10 protein-coding genes and 1 tRNA gene are annotated in these 15,031 nt (G+C 62.7%); 8 read left to right on the top strand and 3 right to left on the bottom strand.

What is annotated here, in order from left to right; all coding sequences use genetic code 11:
* Positions 1 to 201: 201 nt before the first annotated feature.
* Together ACGYLI_RS06660 and purU are read left to right on the top strand one after the other, a co-directional pair.
* Entirely contained in the window at positions 202 to 5,292 is a 5,091-nt protein-coding gene (locus tag ACGYLI_RS06660) for a GEVED domain-containing protein (protein ID WP_394418285.1), read from the top strand.
* A gap of 234 nt (positions 5,293 to 5,526) precedes the next feature.
* Complete coding sequence (gene purU, locus ACGYLI_RS06655; RefSeq protein WP_394418283.1) at positions 5,527 to 6,411, top strand: formyltetrahydrofolate deformylase; 885 nt, start codon at positions 5,527 to 5,529, stop codon at positions 6,409 to 6,411.
* Between the two features lie 128 nt (positions 6,412 to 6,539).
* Here purU and ACGYLI_RS06650 read toward each other — a convergent pair.
* Positions 6,540 to 6,615, bottom strand: a tRNA-Thr gene (locus ACGYLI_RS06650).
* 127 nt (positions 6,616 to 6,742) lie between these two features.
* On the opposite strand from ACGYLI_RS06650, the gene ACGYLI_RS06645 reads away from it, so the two are divergent.
* The gene (locus ACGYLI_RS06645) at positions 6,743 to 7,618 is read left to right on the top strand and encodes a hypothetical protein (protein ID WP_394418281.1); all 876 of its coding nucleotides are present in this window, start codon (positions 6,743 to 6,745) and stop codon (positions 7,616 to 7,618) included.
* Here the strand turns inward: ACGYLI_RS06645 and ACGYLI_RS06640 are convergent.
* Complete coding sequence (locus tag ACGYLI_RS06640; RefSeq protein WP_394418279.1) at positions 7,615 to 9,015, bottom strand: pyridoxal phosphate-dependent decarboxylase family protein; 1,401 nt, start codon at positions 9,013 to 9,015, stop codon at positions 7,615 to 7,617. The two genes, ACGYLI_RS06645 and ACGYLI_RS06640, sit on opposite strands and share 4 nt — an antisense overlap.
* Positions 9,016 to 9,201: 186 nt before the next feature.
* Between ACGYLI_RS06640 and hpaR the strand changes: the two genes are divergently transcribed.
* On the top strand, positions 9,202 to 9,672 hold the full coding sequence (hpaR, locus tag ACGYLI_RS06635; protein ID WP_322329627.1) for a homoprotocatechuate degradation operon regulator HpaR: 471 nt from the start codon (positions 9,202 to 9,204) through the stop codon (positions 9,670 to 9,672).
* Between the two features lie 24 nt (positions 9,673 to 9,696).
* Here hpaR and ACGYLI_RS06630 read toward each other — a convergent pair whose 3' ends face one another.
* Positions 9,697 to 10,575, bottom strand: a complete 879-nt coding sequence (locus tag ACGYLI_RS06630) for a 2-dehydro-3-deoxygalactonokinase (protein ID WP_394418277.1) — start codon at positions 10,573 to 10,575, stop codon at positions 9,697 to 9,699.
* A gap of 180 nt (positions 10,576 to 10,755) precedes the next feature.
* Here ACGYLI_RS06630 and ACGYLI_RS06625 point away from each other — a divergent pair, with 180 nt between their 5' ends.
* From ACGYLI_RS06625 to ACGYLI_RS06610, 4 genes are read left to right on the top strand one after another with little or no spacing between them, the layout of a single operon-like run.
* Positions 10,756 to 13,047, top strand: a complete 2,292-nt coding sequence (locus ACGYLI_RS06625) for a bifunctional salicylyl-CoA 5-hydroxylase/oxidoreductase (RefSeq protein ID WP_394418275.1) — start codon at positions 10,756 to 10,758, stop codon at positions 13,045 to 13,047.
* Positions 13,044 to 13,775, top strand: coding sequence for an SDR family NAD(P)-dependent oxidoreductase (locus ACGYLI_RS06620; protein WP_394418273.1), 732 nt, complete (start codon positions 13,044 to 13,046; stop codon positions 13,773 to 13,775). The genes ACGYLI_RS06625 and ACGYLI_RS06620 overlap by 4 nt, the downstream gene beginning before the upstream one ends.
* On the top strand, positions 13,772 to 14,233 hold the full coding sequence (locus tag ACGYLI_RS06615; protein ID WP_271689827.1) for a MarR family winged helix-turn-helix transcriptional regulator: 462 nt from the start codon (positions 13,772 to 13,774) through the stop codon (positions 14,231 to 14,233). The genes ACGYLI_RS06620 and ACGYLI_RS06615 overlap by 4 nt, the downstream gene beginning before the upstream one ends.
* Complete coding sequence (locus ACGYLI_RS06610; protein WP_394418272.1) at positions 14,223 to 15,023, top strand: enoyl-CoA hydratase family protein; 801 nt, start codon at positions 14,223 to 14,225, stop codon at positions 15,021 to 15,023. Before ACGYLI_RS06615 ends, ACGYLI_RS06610 begins: the two co-directional genes overlap by 11 nt.
* Positions 15,024 to 15,031: the final 8 nt, after the last annotated feature.

Genomic DNA, 15,031 nt, shown 5'->3' with positions numbered 1-15,031 from the left:
GAATACTCAGAGAGAAACTCGCCGCTCCATCAGCGTAACGGAACCGTGGAAATCAATGGGACAGGGACGGCGCTTACTTTTTACACTTATTTTATCGGCACGTTCACGGCGCAGCACTTGCGCCGCCTTTGGGCCTTGGCAGGGCAGGGGCCTTGGCTTCGGATGATCGCGGCATCGTTTTGGACATTGTTCTTACTGGCTTTGCTGACCAGAGCCGCCTTGGCGCAGCAGCTCATTCTCAATCCCGTCGCCGCGCCCACCGTGGTCGGGGCAGGCGTGGGCGAGCGGGCCTTGTGGCGCAACGCGGGCACGGTTGGCGGGGTGTCGGTCGATATCGTCGGTGAAATGGCCTTTGCCGGGCGGGATCATATTTTCGCCTCGGGCAATGGGCAAATCCAGATTACCTCGACCGGGCAAGACCCGCATTTCATGGATTTCTACCTCTATGAGGCGGGCACCCATAACATCACGACCAATACCGGCGGGGTGCCGGTGGTGGCGGATGTTTTCTTTCAGATTAATGACATCGACGGTCCGTTGAATGAGCAGGTCTATGTGAACGTCTGCGACGGCACGGTCGAATATGTCCGCATTGACCGCAGCGCGACGACCTATCGGGGCTATATCGAAGGGCCGGATGCAAACCTCGGGACAGAGGTGTTCTATCTCGCCGGGGACCGCAACTATAGCAATCAGCCGGTATCTGGGCTTGAAATCTTCTACCCGCAGACTTCGACCTTCCGCTTTGGTCGGACCGCCAACAATGGCTTCCTCGTCCGGCTCGCCAATCCGACCTATGACGAAGCGCAGACCTATGACCTGCAATGCGGTGACTTCAAAGCACCCGTTTTGCAGGACGATCTGAAAGAACAGGTGCTGAGCGAGCCTGTGGTGGTCAACATCCTGTTCAATGACAGTGTGGCGACTGAGAATAACAATGCACCGGCCAATAATTCGGGCCAGCCCAGCGAATACTCCAACCAGGCCATTGATCTGATCCCCCCTGCCGGGGCGCAGAACATCGTGACCGATTCCGAGGGCCACCGGGTGGGTTTCGACATTCTGGGGGAGGGCACATGGAGCTATGACGACCTGACCGGGGAGCTGACCTTTACCCCCTTCGTCGCCTTCTTTGCCGCGCCGACGCCAATCAGCTACCGCTATCAATCGCCCATCATCCTGCCGAATGAGCCGCGGGCCTATTCCGCGCCTGCGCAGGTCTCGATCGATGTGGGCTCTGTCGGTTTGCTGAAACTGGCGCAATTGGTCGATACCAACCTCAACGGCTATGCCGATCCGGGTGAGACGATCGCCTATGTCTTTACCGCTGAGAACTTCGGCAATGTCGATCTGACCAATGTGCAGCTTGCCGAGACGCAGTTCAGCGGCAAGGGCGTGCCCCCGGTGATCACCTTTCAGGCCGCCACGTCGCTGTCGCCCGAAGGTACGCTGCTGGTCGGGGAGAAGGCCGTCTATACGGCGACCTACACGCTGGTGCCTGAGGATTTGGATACCACGATCAGCAACCAAGCGCAGGTCACGGCCCAGACACCGGGGGGGACGGCAGTCTCGGACCTGTCGGATTCCGAGAACCCCGGTGACGGGGATGGCGTGGCGTCGAACGGGCCGGGCGAAGGGCGTGATGATCCCACGACGATCTACGCAGGCTCCGGCCCCGACCGGGGGGATGCGCCGGTCACCTATGGCGATCCGCAGCACGCAGATACCGCGCAATATTGGATCGGCGCGCTGAATGGTGACGGCGACGGCTCGGCGCAACATTCCGTCGATGGCACCGGCGACGACCTCGACGGGAAGGATGACGAAAGCGAAGAGAGCTTTCCCCAGCTCTACGGTGATCTGACCCGCACGGTGACCGTGGTCGTAAACGAACCCACCCCCGGCACTGGCTACCTGCAGGCTTTCGTCGATTTCGGCGGCGATGGCATCTTTCTTGGCGATCAGGTCGCGACCGATATCCAAGACGGCGGTCCGCAAGACCTCGACGGGGCGGTGAATGGAGAGATTTCATTCCCCGTCAGCGTGCCGGTCACCGCCGTTCTGACCCCGACCTTCGTCCGACTGCGCTGGTCTTCGACCGCGGGGCTCGATGCGATCACCCCCGCCCCGGATGGGGAGGTCGAAGACTATGGCATCACCATCAAGACACCGCCCGACGCCGACCGGGGCGATGCCCCGGCGAGCTATGGCGATCCGCAGCATATCATTGAAGGCCCCGGTGCGCCTGAGGTCTATCTGGGCAGCACCCCGCCGGATATCGATCTGCTGACGCAGAACTCCATCGGGGCCACGGGGGATGATGCCGACGGGTCGGATGATGAGGACGGAATAATCCTGCCGCAATTCTACCGTGGTGGTCTGGCCGAGATCACGGTGACAGTCAGCGATCTGATTGCCGCGCCGGGGTCGTCCTATCTGCAGGCCTTTATCGACTTCGATGGCGATGGCACCTTCAACCAAGCCGGGGAGCAGGTGGCGGTGAACCTGCAAGACGGCGGCCCGCAGGATAAGGACGGCCTCAGCAATGGCACGATCCTTTTCGAAGTGGCGGTGCCCGCGGGGGCTACGACACTGCCCACCTATGCCCGCTTTCGCTGGTCGACCGACAGCACCGGCCTTGTCACAGCTTTTGAGGGGGAGGTGGAGGACTATACGCTCACCATCTCAAGCGATCCGCCGCCGCTGGTCTGCGATGCCTCGCTCTATGCCATCGTCGACAGCCCCTCAGCGCTGAGGCGTATGACCTTCCGCGATGGCGGGGGGAGCTATGCCACGACGGTTGAGACCTCGGGCAGCACCGGACAGAACCGCGACGGCGCTTGGGGCTATAACGCGCTGGACGGCTATATCTACGGCGTGGATCAAAGTAGCCGCAGGCTTTTCCGGATCGATGGCGCGGGCGACATTACTGACTTCGGTAATATCCCCGGGGCGGGGGATGCATTGAACGCGGGGGATATCCTGCCGAATGGGCGGCTGATCTACGAAGTGGATCTGAATACATGGCAGATCGTCGATCTGAGTAATCCCGCCACGCCGATCGCCTTGGGCGAGATCAGCCTCTCCATCGGCGTCAATCCCGAAGATCTCGCCTTCAACCCCGTGGATGGCATTATGTATGGGATCGACAGAAACTCGGGCTTCCTGTTCCGCGCTGCGGTCAACAACGGCACCCCGGGGAGCGTGACACCCCAAGCGATCGGCCCTGCCGTCTATGCGGGCATGTTCGACGCGCTGTGGTTCGACCGTGACGGCAGGCTCTATGGCTATTCCAACACCACCAACAACCTCTTCGTCATTTCAACGGCGACAGGTGTGCCGCAACTGGTATCCGGCATTCCGGTCGATGAGGGTGGGCGCAGCGATGGCATCTCTTGCCGGGGGCCTGCACCAATCCCGCTGGGGGGCATCTCGGGCAATATCTATGAAGACGCGGATGCTTCGGACGTGAAAGACAATGGGGAGACCAATTTCGGCGCGGGTGTGGGCATCTCGGTCTATGCCGACAATGGCACCCCGGCCAATACCGCCGATGACATTTTTCTGGTAACCACGGATACCTTGGCCGATGGCACCTATGCGGTGGGGGAGTTGATGGTGAACACGACCTACCGTGTCGCATTGGACGAGGCGGACCCCGATCTGCCTTCGGGGCTGACCATCGGCACGTCCAACCCGCTGCTTGGCGTTCCTGTCTCCGGCAATAGCGTGACCAGTGACCAAGACTTTGGCTTCGATCCGGCTGGCAGTGACCTCGAACTCAGCAAAATCGCCGCCGCTACAGGGACGACGACACCGATCACCAATGTATCGGAGGGGGATACCATCGATTGGATCATCACCATCACCAATGTCAGCGGCGGCTCGCCCTCGGGGGTCAAGGTGATCGACCAGATCCCAAGCGGTTTCGCCTATGTCTCGGACGATGCGCCCGCGACGGGGGATACCTATGATCCTGACACAGGCTTGTGGTTCGTGGATGAACTGCTGAGCGGAGAGAGCGAGACCCTGACGATCACCACCACGGTGCTGGGCAGCGGTGATTTCACCAATCAGGCCGAGATCATCTATAGCTCTCTGCCCGATCCCGACAGCGATCCCAGCACGGGCCCGCTGACCGATGACCTGTTCGACCAACTGCCCGACGATGACGAAGCCTCCTATTCCCTGACCCTCGTCACCGGAGAGCGGATTTTGACGGGCCGTGTCTTTATCGACAACGGGGCAGACGGCGGCACCGCCCATGACGCTCTGCGCAACGGCAGTGAAGGGGGGGCATCCTCGGCGGTGTTGGAGATCCTCGACAGTGGCGGTGCAGTGCTAGCGACCCCCGGTCTCGCGACCGATGGCACTTGGAGCTATGGGCTTTCTGGCAGCTACAGCGGCCCGATCACGATCCGCGCGATCCCGGCGAATGATTACCGGGCGATTTCGGAAGCGACGACCGGACTGCCAGATTTGGTCGACACCAACCCGCATGACGGTGAATTCACCTTCACGCCCGAGGCTTTCGGCAATCGCATGGGGTTGGATATCGGTCTGCTGCAACTGCCCAGTCTGACCAACGACCGGACCACGACCGTCGCACAGGGGCAGGTTGCGACCCTGCCGCATATCTATACCGCCACCTCAGACGGGCAGGTGACCTTCTCCTACGCCGGTGCCACTTCGACCCCCACTGGCGCGTTCAGCGCGGCGCTGTTCCAAGATATCGGCTGTGACGATAGCGTCGATGGGCCGATCACCGGTCCCATCGCCGTCACCACGGGGCAGACCATCTGTATCGTCTCACGGGTGTCAGCCGGTTCGGGCGCTGGGCAGGGGAGTACCTACGTCTATCAAGTGCTGGCGACCACGGCATTTGCCCGGACCACGGTGACAAGTTCGGCCAGCAATACCGATGAGGTTTCGGTCGGGGGGCGTTCGACCCAGATTGAACTGCGCAAAACGGTCGAGAATGAGACCCAAGGCACTGGGGAGGGCACCGCCAACCTCGGCAGTGTGAATGATATCCTTCTTTACCGCATCTATCTGCAAAACAACGCGACCACGCAGGCGTCGAACGTCAAGATCTACGATAGAACCCCGCCCTATACGCAGCTGTCGGAGCCTATCGTCGATCCGCAACAGGTCTCGCCCAACCTCAGCTGTGATCTGGTGGTGCCGGCAAGCAATGTGGCCAGCTATGCCGGAACGATCGAATGGAATTGCACGGGCCAGATGTTGCCGGGAGAGACCGGGGCCGTGCAATTCAGGGTCGGCATTCAATAGGTCGATAGTGCTTGTCGGAGTGGCGGTGCATTTTGATGCGCCGCCGCCCATTTTTTGGCGGATGATCAACATTGATGCGCATAGGAAAACGGCACCTAGACAGGGCTGTTGATCTAGGCATGGGCGACCCCCGTCATACGCGCGCTATCGCTTGCCTTCCCCCGCGCAGCCTGCAAACGGTAGAGTAAGCACCACAGGCCCCGCCGCCCCGACCAACCCTCCTAAGGACCGCCCATGACCAAGTTCTGCCTGACCGTGACCTGCCCCTCGCAACGCGGGATCGTTGCCGCCATCGCCAATTACATCGCCGAAACCGGCTGCAACATCACCGACAGCGCGCAGTTCGACGACACCGAAAACGGCCAGTTCTTCATGCGCATCAGCGCCGAGGCCGAAACCGGCGCCACGCTCGAGACCCTGCGCGAAGGGTTCACAGCGGTCGCGGAACCCTTTGGCATGACCTATGAATTTCACGACCAAGACACCACGATGAAGGTCGTGGTCATGGTCTCGCGCTTTGGCCACTGCCTGAACGATCTGCTCTACCGTGTGCGCATCGGCGCGCTCCCGATTGAGATCGTCGCCGTGATCTCGAACCATATGGACTATCAAAAGGTCGTGGCGAACCACGACATTCCATTTCACTGCATCAAGGTGACGAAGGAGAACAAACCGCAGGCCGAAGCGCGGATCATGGAAGTGGTCGAGGAAACCGGCGCGGAGCTGATCGTGCTGGCGCGCTACATGCAGATCTTGTCTGACGCCATGTGCCAAAAGATGTCGGGGCGGATCATCAACATTCACCATTCCTTCCTACCGTCCTTCAAGGGGGCGAACCCTTACAAGCAGGCCTATGAACGAGGCGTGAAATTGATCGGTGCCACCTCGCATCACGTCACCGCCGATCTGGACGAGGGGCCGATCATCGAACAGGACACCGTGCGCATTACCCATGCGCAAAGCGCATCGGATTATGTCTCGCTCGGTCGCGATGTGGAGGCGAGCGTCTTGGCGCGCGCGATTCACGCCCATGCCCACCACCGGGTGTTTCTGAACGGCAATAAAACCGTGGTCTTTCCCGCATCGCCCGGCAGTTACAGCTCCAAGCGAATGGGTTAGGGGCCACGGCCCCGCGTCTGCCGAATGCGGCGGGGGCGCGGGGCCATCGGGCGGCTTGGCCGAGCCTGTAGGCAGGCGTAAACTAGCACGCAACGGCAGCGGATCAGCGTATGATTTAAAGAGAGAATTGGTGCCCCCACACGGACTCGAACCGCGGACCTACTGATTACAAATCAGTTGCTCTACCAGCTGAGCTATAGGGGCACTGAGGGCTCATTTAGAGAAAGGAGCCGGGGGGTGCAAGAGGGGAAATGCGAGATTCTTTCGGATTTTACACGCGCGCCGGGACGGGCTATTCAACGCCGAGATTTTCAAGGGTAAGCAGAGTATCATGCAGCTCGTTTTGCACACAGGTGTCCATTTCACGGAAGACGAGCGGCTGCTGAAATGCCTGCTGCGCAATCAGGACGATTTCGCCAAGACGGGCGTCAAAGCGCCCGGCCCCAGCACCTATCGCAACCTGTTCCGCGACACGCTCAACGCGATGCATAAGGCGGAGCCGTCGGAGGTGGCGCGGGACGTTCTGCTGGACGCGATCCTCGATGACGGGACAGCCAGCCGGGTGATCCTGTCGGATGCGAATTTCTTCCGCTCGCCTGCCACGGCCCTGCAAGAAGGCGTGCTCTATCCCGCCGCCGCCGTGCGCATGCTGCGCATGGCGCAGCTTTTCCCCGAAGATGAGATGCGCATCTTTATGGCGATCCGCAATCCCGCCTCCCTCGTGCCGGTGCTTTATGAGAAAGCGGCGGATAAAACCTCGGCGGCGTTCTGGGGGGAGCGGGGGCCGGAGGACCTGCGCTGGTCCGAGACGATCGGCCAACTGCGCGAAGCGGCGCCGGGGATTCCCATCACCCTGTGGTGCAATGAAGACGCGCCGCTGATCTGGGCGCAGATCATTCGGGAGATGGCGGGGCTGGCGCCCGAGACCAAGATCAAGGGCGGTTTCGATCTTTTGCAGACGATCATGTCGGAGGAGGGGATGAAACGCTTTCGCGGCTATCTCGACACACATCCCGATATGTCCGAGGCGCAGAAGCGCCGCGTGATCACCGCGTTCCTCGACAAATACGCGCTGGAGGAAGAGATCGAAGAAGAGCTCGACATGCCCGGCTGGACCGAGGAATTGGTCGAGCGGATGACGGCGATCTATGACGCGGATGTCGAGGTCATCCGCGCCATGCCGGGCGTCACCCTGATCGCGCCCTAAGTCCCGGCCAATTCGGTGATCACGTCATAGGCCATGGTCACATCTTCGGCCGTGGCGGTGAAAGCACCTGCCTGAAAGCGGATTGCGAATGCTCCGTCGATCCGGGTCTGGGTCAGGTAAATGCGCCCGTCGTCATTGATCCGGTTCAGCAGGTCTTGGTTATGGGCATCTAGATCTTCGGCACCGAGATGGCGGAAGGTGAAGAGCGAGAGCATCGGCTGGGTCACGATCTCGAACCCCTCCGTCGCGTCCAGCCGCGCGGCCAAGTCCTGCGCCCATGTCACATGGTTGCGGATCATCTCGCGCAGCCCCTCCAGCCCATGGGCGCGGATCAGGAACCATAGTTTGAGCGCGCGGAAACGGCGGCCCAGCGGCACGGACCATTCGGAATAGTTCACCACGCCATCCGCGCCATGGGTCTTCAGATACTCCGGCTGAATCGCCAAGGTGCGCACCAGATCATCGGGATTGCGCAAAAAGTGGGTCGTGCAGTCAAACTGCGCCCCCAGCCATTTATGCGGGTTCATCACCACCGAGTCCGCCCGTTCGACCCCGGCCCAAAGGGCGCGGAATTCAGGACAGATCATCGCCGACCCGGCCCAAGCGGCGTCGACATGGGTGTAGAGCGCCTCGGCCTCGGCCACATCCATTACGGCGGCAATGTCATCGCTGGCCCCCGCACTGGTGCCCCCGGTGCAGGCGATGATGCCCGCAGGCAGATGCCCCGCCGCACGGTCGGCGGCGATGGCGGCGCGCAGGGCGTCCGCGTCCATTGCACGGCTCGCCCCTTGGGTCGGAATGCGGACAAGGTTCTCTTCGCCCAACCCCGCGATCCAGATGGCCCGGTCGACCGAGGTATGCACCTCGTCCGAGCAATAGACCCGTAGGCGCGGCTGGCCCGACAGCCCCGCGCGGTTGCCCTGCCAATCAAGCGCGCGTTCGCGCATTGTCAGCACGGCACAAAGCGTGGCGGAGCTGGCGCTGTCTTGGATCACCCCGATAAAGCCATCCGGCAGGCCGATCGCCTGACGCATCCAATCGCAAACCCGGGTCTCCAACTCCGTCGCTGCCGGAGAGGTCTGCCACAGCATGCATTGCGCCGCGATGGCAGAGACGAAATATTCCGCCAGCACCGAGACCGGCGCAGCATTGGCCGGGAAATAGGCAAAGAAGCGGGGGTGCTGCCAATGGGTCATGCCGGGCATGAGGGTCTGTTCGAAATCGTCGAAGATCGCCTGCATCGCCTCGGCCCCTTCGGGCGGGGAATCGGGCAGGGCGGAAAGCACCGCGCCGGGGGCCACTTGCGCGCGCACCGGGCGGTCGCGCAGACCTGCGTGGTAATCGGCGGCCCAATCGGCGGCGCGGCGGCCCCAAGCTCGGAATTCCTCCCAATTCATGCGCCGCTCCCTTGCTGTGGAATTCTGGTTGTCATCCGCATTTCCTGCCCCATGTTGTTGTATTGTCTCACTGTTGTTCCGCTGGGCTTGACCTCTTCAAGAATGTTGTCGCAGCGGCTATGGTGGTCGTCACGCCCTTTTGGGCGGTCTTTGACTTGGTAAGTAGCGATCAGGAAACCGTCAAGAATGGCCCCAATGCCCCCCCTGCGCCGCACTGCCCGCTCCCTTCCGATTGCGCTTTTGCGCGCGCGGGAAAGGGTGATGGGGCCGATCCGCGAAATCTTGAACGAAAGTGGCATCTCGGAACAGAAGTTTCGCGTGCTGCGCGTGGTCGAGGAATCCGGCCCGATGGAGCAGACCGCACTGGCGCAGCAGGCCTGTCTGCTGCTGCCGAGCCTGACCCGCATGCTGCGCGCGATGGAGGAGGAAGGGCTGCTCAGCCGTGCCAGCGATCCCGATGACGGGCGCAAATCCATCGTCACCATCACCGATCAGGGCCGTCAGGTGATCCAAGACCACGCGGGTGATGCGGCGGCGCTGTTCTCTGACTTCGAGGCGCGTTTCGGCAAGCAGCGGATGGAAGACCTGCTCGATATGCTCGAAGATCTCGTCAATCTGGACATGCAGAAAAAGACCGACGGGGAAAAGAAAGACTGACGGGAAAGGTGTTGGCGGGCAGGGCTATCCCCCGTTAACCGCCCGCCGTACCGCGCAGATCCCCGCCAGCGCCATGCGGCTGCCATCCGCCTCGGTCGCCGGTGCGCCCTGTTGCGACAGCGCCCGCAGATAAAGCGGTACAGCCCCGCCCGTGCCGATCACCGCCAGCGTTTGCCCCAGCCAATAGGCCCGCGCCGCCGCCAGTTCCGCCCCGATCAATGTGCCCGCCAGCCGCGCCTCTGCGGTAGGCGGCGGGATGTCCTGCATGGCCAGATCAGCCCGGATCGAGGCCAGCCGCCCCGCCATACGCTCGGGCCGCGACAGCCCATCGCTGAGCGCGTCGTCAAAAGCCGTGTCGTCCAGCGCCGTGCCCTCGGCGGGGGTGCCATCGCTCAAGAGGGCCAGCAATTCCCCGGTCAGGAAGGTCTGAAAGCTCACCACCTCGCCCGCGCTGATCTGCGCCCAGACCGACGTGGCTCCGGGCAGGCAGATCACCCCGTCCCAGTCTTTGTTGAGGCTCAGAAACCCCGCGATGCGCGTTTCGGCCCCTTGAAGCAGGCCGCTGGGGGTCTGCTGGCGCAGGGGTGGGATGACCTGAAGGTCGAAGTTGTCGGTGGCGACAGCCGTTGTGCGCTCAGCCGTGGCGGAGCAGGGCACCATGCGCGGCGCGGCATCGGTCCTCCCTGCGGGCATGCCAGCGACGAAAACCGGCAGGCGGGGCAGTTGCCACGGGGCGGTCAGCTTAGCGAGCGCGGCGTCGAAGACCGCGAGGCCGCCGGGTTCGGCAGTCTCGCTCTCGCTCGTGGCGCTCTCTAGCACCGATGCGCCCTGCATGGCCCAGACCTGCAAACGCGCCTCATGAACCTCTACCGCCAGCCAATCTGCATTGCTCAAACCCGTCATCGCGCTGCCCTCGTCGTGGAATGTCCCGACGGCATAGGCCCAATGGCCTGCGGGTTCAACGCGTCCGCTGCGCGCAGACAGACGAACCGCCGATTTGCTTCAAGCCTAAAATATTTATTCTTGAACGAAAAAGCGACTCGCCCTAGGCTCCCTTCCAAAGCGAACCAGAGGGGAATTTCGATGCGTGCAATCTGTCTTGGCGGCGGTCCTGCGGGGCTGTACTTCGCGATCTCTCTCAAGCTGCGCCAGCCCGAGGCCGATGTCACCGTGCTGGAGCGCAACCGGCCCGACGACACCTTCGGCTGGGGCGTCGTGCTCTCGGACGAGACGCTCGACAATCTGGAGGTCAACGACCCCGTCTCGGCCAAGGAAATCCGCAGCCATTTCGCCTATTGGGACGACATCGCGCTGCACCACAAGGGCAACACGATCCTCAGCTCCGGCCATGGCTTCTGCGGCATCGGGCGCAAGCGCCTTTTGCTGATCCTGCAGGAGCGAGCGCGCGAGCTGGGTGTGAACCTGCAGTTCGAGACCGAGGTGAAGGCCGCATCGGAATACATGGACGACTACGATCTGGTTGTCGCCTCGGACGGTCTGAACTCCAAGACCCGGATGGAGTTCGAGCACACTTTCAAGCCCGACATCGACGTGCGCCGCTGCCCCTTCGTCTGGCTCGGCACGCATCAGAAGTTCGACAACGCCTTCACCTTCATCTTCGAGAAGACCGACAAGGGCTGGATCTGGGTCCACGCCTACCAGTTTGACAAGGACACGGCGACTTTCATCGTCGAATGCAGTCAGAAGACCTTCGACGCCTACGGTTTCGGCGAGAAGTCCCAGCAAGAGACCATCGAAATCTGCGAGGAAATCTTCAAGGACCACCTTGACGGCCACAAGCTGATGACCAACGCCAGCCACATCCGCGGTTCGGCTTGGATCAAGTTCCCGCGCGTGCTTTGCGAGAAGTGGAGCCACGAGAATGTCGTGCTTCTGGGCGATGCCTCGGCCACCGCACATTTTTCGATCGGCTCGGGCACCAAGCTGGCGCTGGAATCGGCGATTTCGTTGGCGAAACACGTCAGTGATGACGTCGACCTGCCTACCGCATTCGAGAAATACGAAGAGGCCCGCCGCCTCGAAGTGCTGCGCCTGCAATCGGCGGCGCGCAACTCGGTCGAATGGTTCGAGGACGTGGAGCGTTACCTCGACCTCGACCCGGTGCAGTTGAACTACTCCATGCTGACCCGCAGCCAGCGGATCAGCCACGAGAACCTGCGCGAGCGGGATCCCAAGTGGCTGGAGGGGGCCGAGAAATGGTTCCTTGAACAGGCGGGCGCCGACACCAACGGCCCGATCCGCGCGCCGATGTTCGCGCCGTTTCAACTGCGCAACATGAAGCTCAACAACCGTATCGTCGTCTCGCCCATGGCGCAGTACAAGGCCGTGGACGGCTGCCCGACGGACTGGCATTTCGTGCATTACGCCGAACGGGCCAAGGGCGGGGCAGGGCTGGTCTATACCGAGATGACCTGCGTCTCCCCGGAGGGGCGGATCACGCCGGGCTGCCCCGGCCTTTATGCCCCCGAGCATGAGGCCGCATGGAAACGGCTGACCGATTTCGTTCATGCCGAGACCGAGGCCAAGATTTGCTGCCAGATCGGCCACTCAGGTCGCAAGGGCTCGACCCAGCTGGGCTGGGAGGAGATGGACGCGCCGCTGAAAGCGGGCAATTGGGAGATCATCTCGGCCTCGCCGATCCCGTGGTCGGAAAACAACGCCGTGCCGAAGGAAGCGACACGCGCGGATATGGACCAGATCCGCGACGAATTTGTTGAGGCTGCCCGCATGGCGGAGCGCGCCAATTTCGACATGATCGAACTGCACGCGGCCCACGGCTACCTGATCTCGTCGTTCATCTCGCCCCTGTCGAACCAGCGCGAAGATGAATACGGCGGCAGCCTTGAGAACCGCATGCGCTACCCGCTCGAAGTCTTCCGCGCCATGCGCGACGCATGGCCCGAGGAAAAGCCGATGGCGGTGCGCATCTCGGCCAATGACTGGGTTGAGGAAGACGGCGTCACGCCCGAAGAAGCGGTCGAGATCGCGCGCATGTTCAGTGAAGCCGGGGCCGACATCATCGACGTCTCGGCGGGCCAGACCTCGAAACAGGCGAAACCGGTCTATGGCCGCATGTTCCAGACCCCCTTCAGCGACCGCATCCGCAACGACGGCGGGATCAAGACCATGGCCGTGGGCAATATCTACGAGGCCGACCACGTCAATTCGATCCTGATGGCGGGCCGCGCCGATCTCGTCTGCCTCGCCCGGCCGCACTTGGCCGATCCCTATTGGACCCTGCACGCCGCCGCCGCCATCGGCGACCGCCACGCAGACTGGCCGCTGCCCTACGGCCCCGGCCGCGATCAGGCATGGCGTCTGGCGGACCGCGCGGCGGAGATGGAGAAGGTATGACCCATATCGTCATCACCGGCGGCGGCACCGGCGTGGGCGCGGAGATCGCCCATGCGGTCGCCAAGAGCGGGGCGAAGGTCACCATCATGGGCCGCCGCGAAGCGCCGCTGCGCGAGCAGGGGTTGCCGTTCCAGACCTGCGACGTGACCGGTCCGGAGGCGGTGCAGGCCGCCTTCGCCGCCGCGCGCGCCGAGAATGGCCCCATCACCGGCGTCGTCGCCAATGCAGGCGCCGCCCATTCCGCGCCTTTTCACAAGATCACCGCGCAGGACATGACCGACATGATGGCGGTCAATGTCACCGGCGTCTTCAACGTCTGGCAGGCGGCACTGGCGGAGATGAAGGAGGCCGGGCAGGGGCGGCTGATCGCCGTGGCCTCGACCGCGGGCCTCAAGGGTTACCCATATGTCGCGGGCTATGTCGCGGCGAAACACGGTGTCGTCGGCCTCACCCGCGCGCTGGCGCTGGAACTGGCGCGCACGGGCATCACCGTGAACGCGATTTGCCCCGGTTTCATCGACACGCCGCTTCTGGAACGCTCGGTCGAGAATATCACCAAAACCACCGGCAAGAACGCCGAGGAGGCCCGCGCCCTGCTGAAACGCGCCAGCCCGCAGAACCGCTTCGTCGAAACTTCTGAGGTCGCCGGCGCCGTGCTCTATCTGCTCTCAGATGCCGCGGCTTCGGTCAACGGCCACGCGCTGGCGCTATCGGGGGGCGAGGTGTGAGCAACGCGGCCAAGGATCGCGTCCGGCTCTGGCTGCGGCTGCTGAAAGTGGTGCGCGGGCTGGAGCAAGAGCTGCGCGACAGGCTGCGGCGCGAGCATAACACCACGCTGCCGCGTTTCGACGTGATGTCGGCCCTCTCGCGCCATCCCGAGGGGCTGAAGATGAGCCAGCTTTCCGGCGTGCTGCGGGTGTCCAACGGCAATGTCACCGGCATCGCCGACCGCCTCAGCGAAGAGGGGCTGGTGGAGCGCATCCCCGTGCCGGGCGACCGGCGTGCAATGATGCTGCGGCTGACGCCTGAGGGGGCGGCGCAATTCGCCCGCCAAGCGCAGGCGCATGAAGACTGGATCAACGAAAAACTGCGCGGAATCTCCTCCGAGGAAGCCCGCGCCATGGCGGCCCGCCTACAAGCCTTCGCCGCCCAAACGGAAGAAGAGGAAAAAGCCAATGCGCAGTGATGTGACGCATTTTCAATGCGAGATCAAAGACCGGATCGCCACTGTGCGGCTCGACCGGCCCGACCGCAAGAACCCGCTGACCTTCGACAGCTACGCCGAGCTGCGCGACTGGTTCCGCGATCTGGTCTATGCCGATGACGTCGACGTGGTGATCTTCGGCTCCAACGGGGGTAACTTTAGCTCCGGCGGGGATGTACATGATATCATTGGCCCTTTGACCAAGATGAATATGAAGGAGCTGCTGCAATTCACCCGCATGACCGGCGATCTGGTCAAGGCCATCGTGAATTGCGGCAAGCCGGTGATCGCCGCCGTCGACGGTATCTGCGTCGGCGCGGGCGCGATCATTGCCATGGCATCGGACCTGCGGCTGGCGACGGCGGAGGCCAAGACGGCCTTCCTCTTCACCCGCGTGGGCCTCGCGGGTTGCGACATGGGCGCCTGCGCGATCCTGCCGCGCATCATCGGCCAGACACGGGCGGCGGAACTGCTCTACACAGGCCGCTCGATGTCGGCCGAAGAGGGCGAACGCTGGGGCTTCTACAACCGGCTGGTGACGGGCGAGACGCTGGAAGAAGAGGCCATGACACTGGCCAAGAAAATCCAGGCCGGCCCCAATTTCGCGCATATGATGACCAAGACGATGCTGGCGCAGGAATGGGCCATGTCCATCGAACAGGCGATCGAGGCCGAGGCACAGGCGCAGGCGATTTGCATGCAGACCGGCGATTTCGAGCGCGCCTACAACGCCTTCGTCGCCAAGGAGCGCCCGGTCTTCGAAGGGGACTGAGCCGAATA

Source organism: Sulfitobacter sp. 1A13421, assembly GCF_043557285.1.
Taxonomy (GTDB): domain Bacteria; phylum Pseudomonadota; class Alphaproteobacteria; order Rhodobacterales; family Rhodobacteraceae; genus Sulfitobacter; species Sulfitobacter faviae.
The sequence above is the reverse complement of the archived record's forward strand: the minus strand, read 5'-3'. Positions and strand labels throughout refer to the sequence as shown.

What these genes read in the sequence shown, in the direction of transcription:
- purU (WP_394418283.1), top strand. Translation starts at nt 5,527, where the DNA reads ATGACCAAGTTCTGCCTGACCGTGACCTGCCCCTCGCAACGCGGGATC.
- ACGYLI_RS06645 (WP_394418281.1), top strand. Translation starts at nt 6,743, where the DNA reads ATGCAGCTCGTTTTGCACACAGGTGTCCATTTCACGGAAGACGAGCGG.
- ACGYLI_RS06640 (WP_394418279.1), bottom strand. Translation starts at nt 9,015, where the DNA reads ATGAATTGGGAGGAATTCCGAGCTTGGGGCCGCCGCGCCGCCGATTGG.
- hpaR (WP_322329627.1), top strand. Translation starts at nt 9,202, where the DNA reads ATGGCCCCAATGCCCCCCCTGCGCCGCACTGCCCGCTCCCTTCCGATT.
- ACGYLI_RS06630 (WP_394418277.1), bottom strand. Translation starts at nt 10,575, where the DNA reads ATGACGGGTTTGAGCAATGCAGATTGGCTGGCGGTAGAGGTTCATGAG.
- ACGYLI_RS06625 (WP_394418275.1), top strand. Translation starts at nt 10,756, where the DNA reads ATGCGTGCAATCTGTCTTGGCGGCGGTCCTGCGGGGCTGTACTTCGCG.
- ACGYLI_RS06620 (WP_394418273.1), top strand. Translation starts at nt 13,044, where the DNA reads ATGACCCATATCGTCATCACCGGCGGCGGCACCGGCGTGGGCGCGGAG.
- ACGYLI_RS06610 (WP_394418272.1), top strand. Translation starts at nt 14,223, where the DNA reads ATGCGCAGTGATGTGACGCATTTTCAATGCGAGATCAAAGACCGGATC.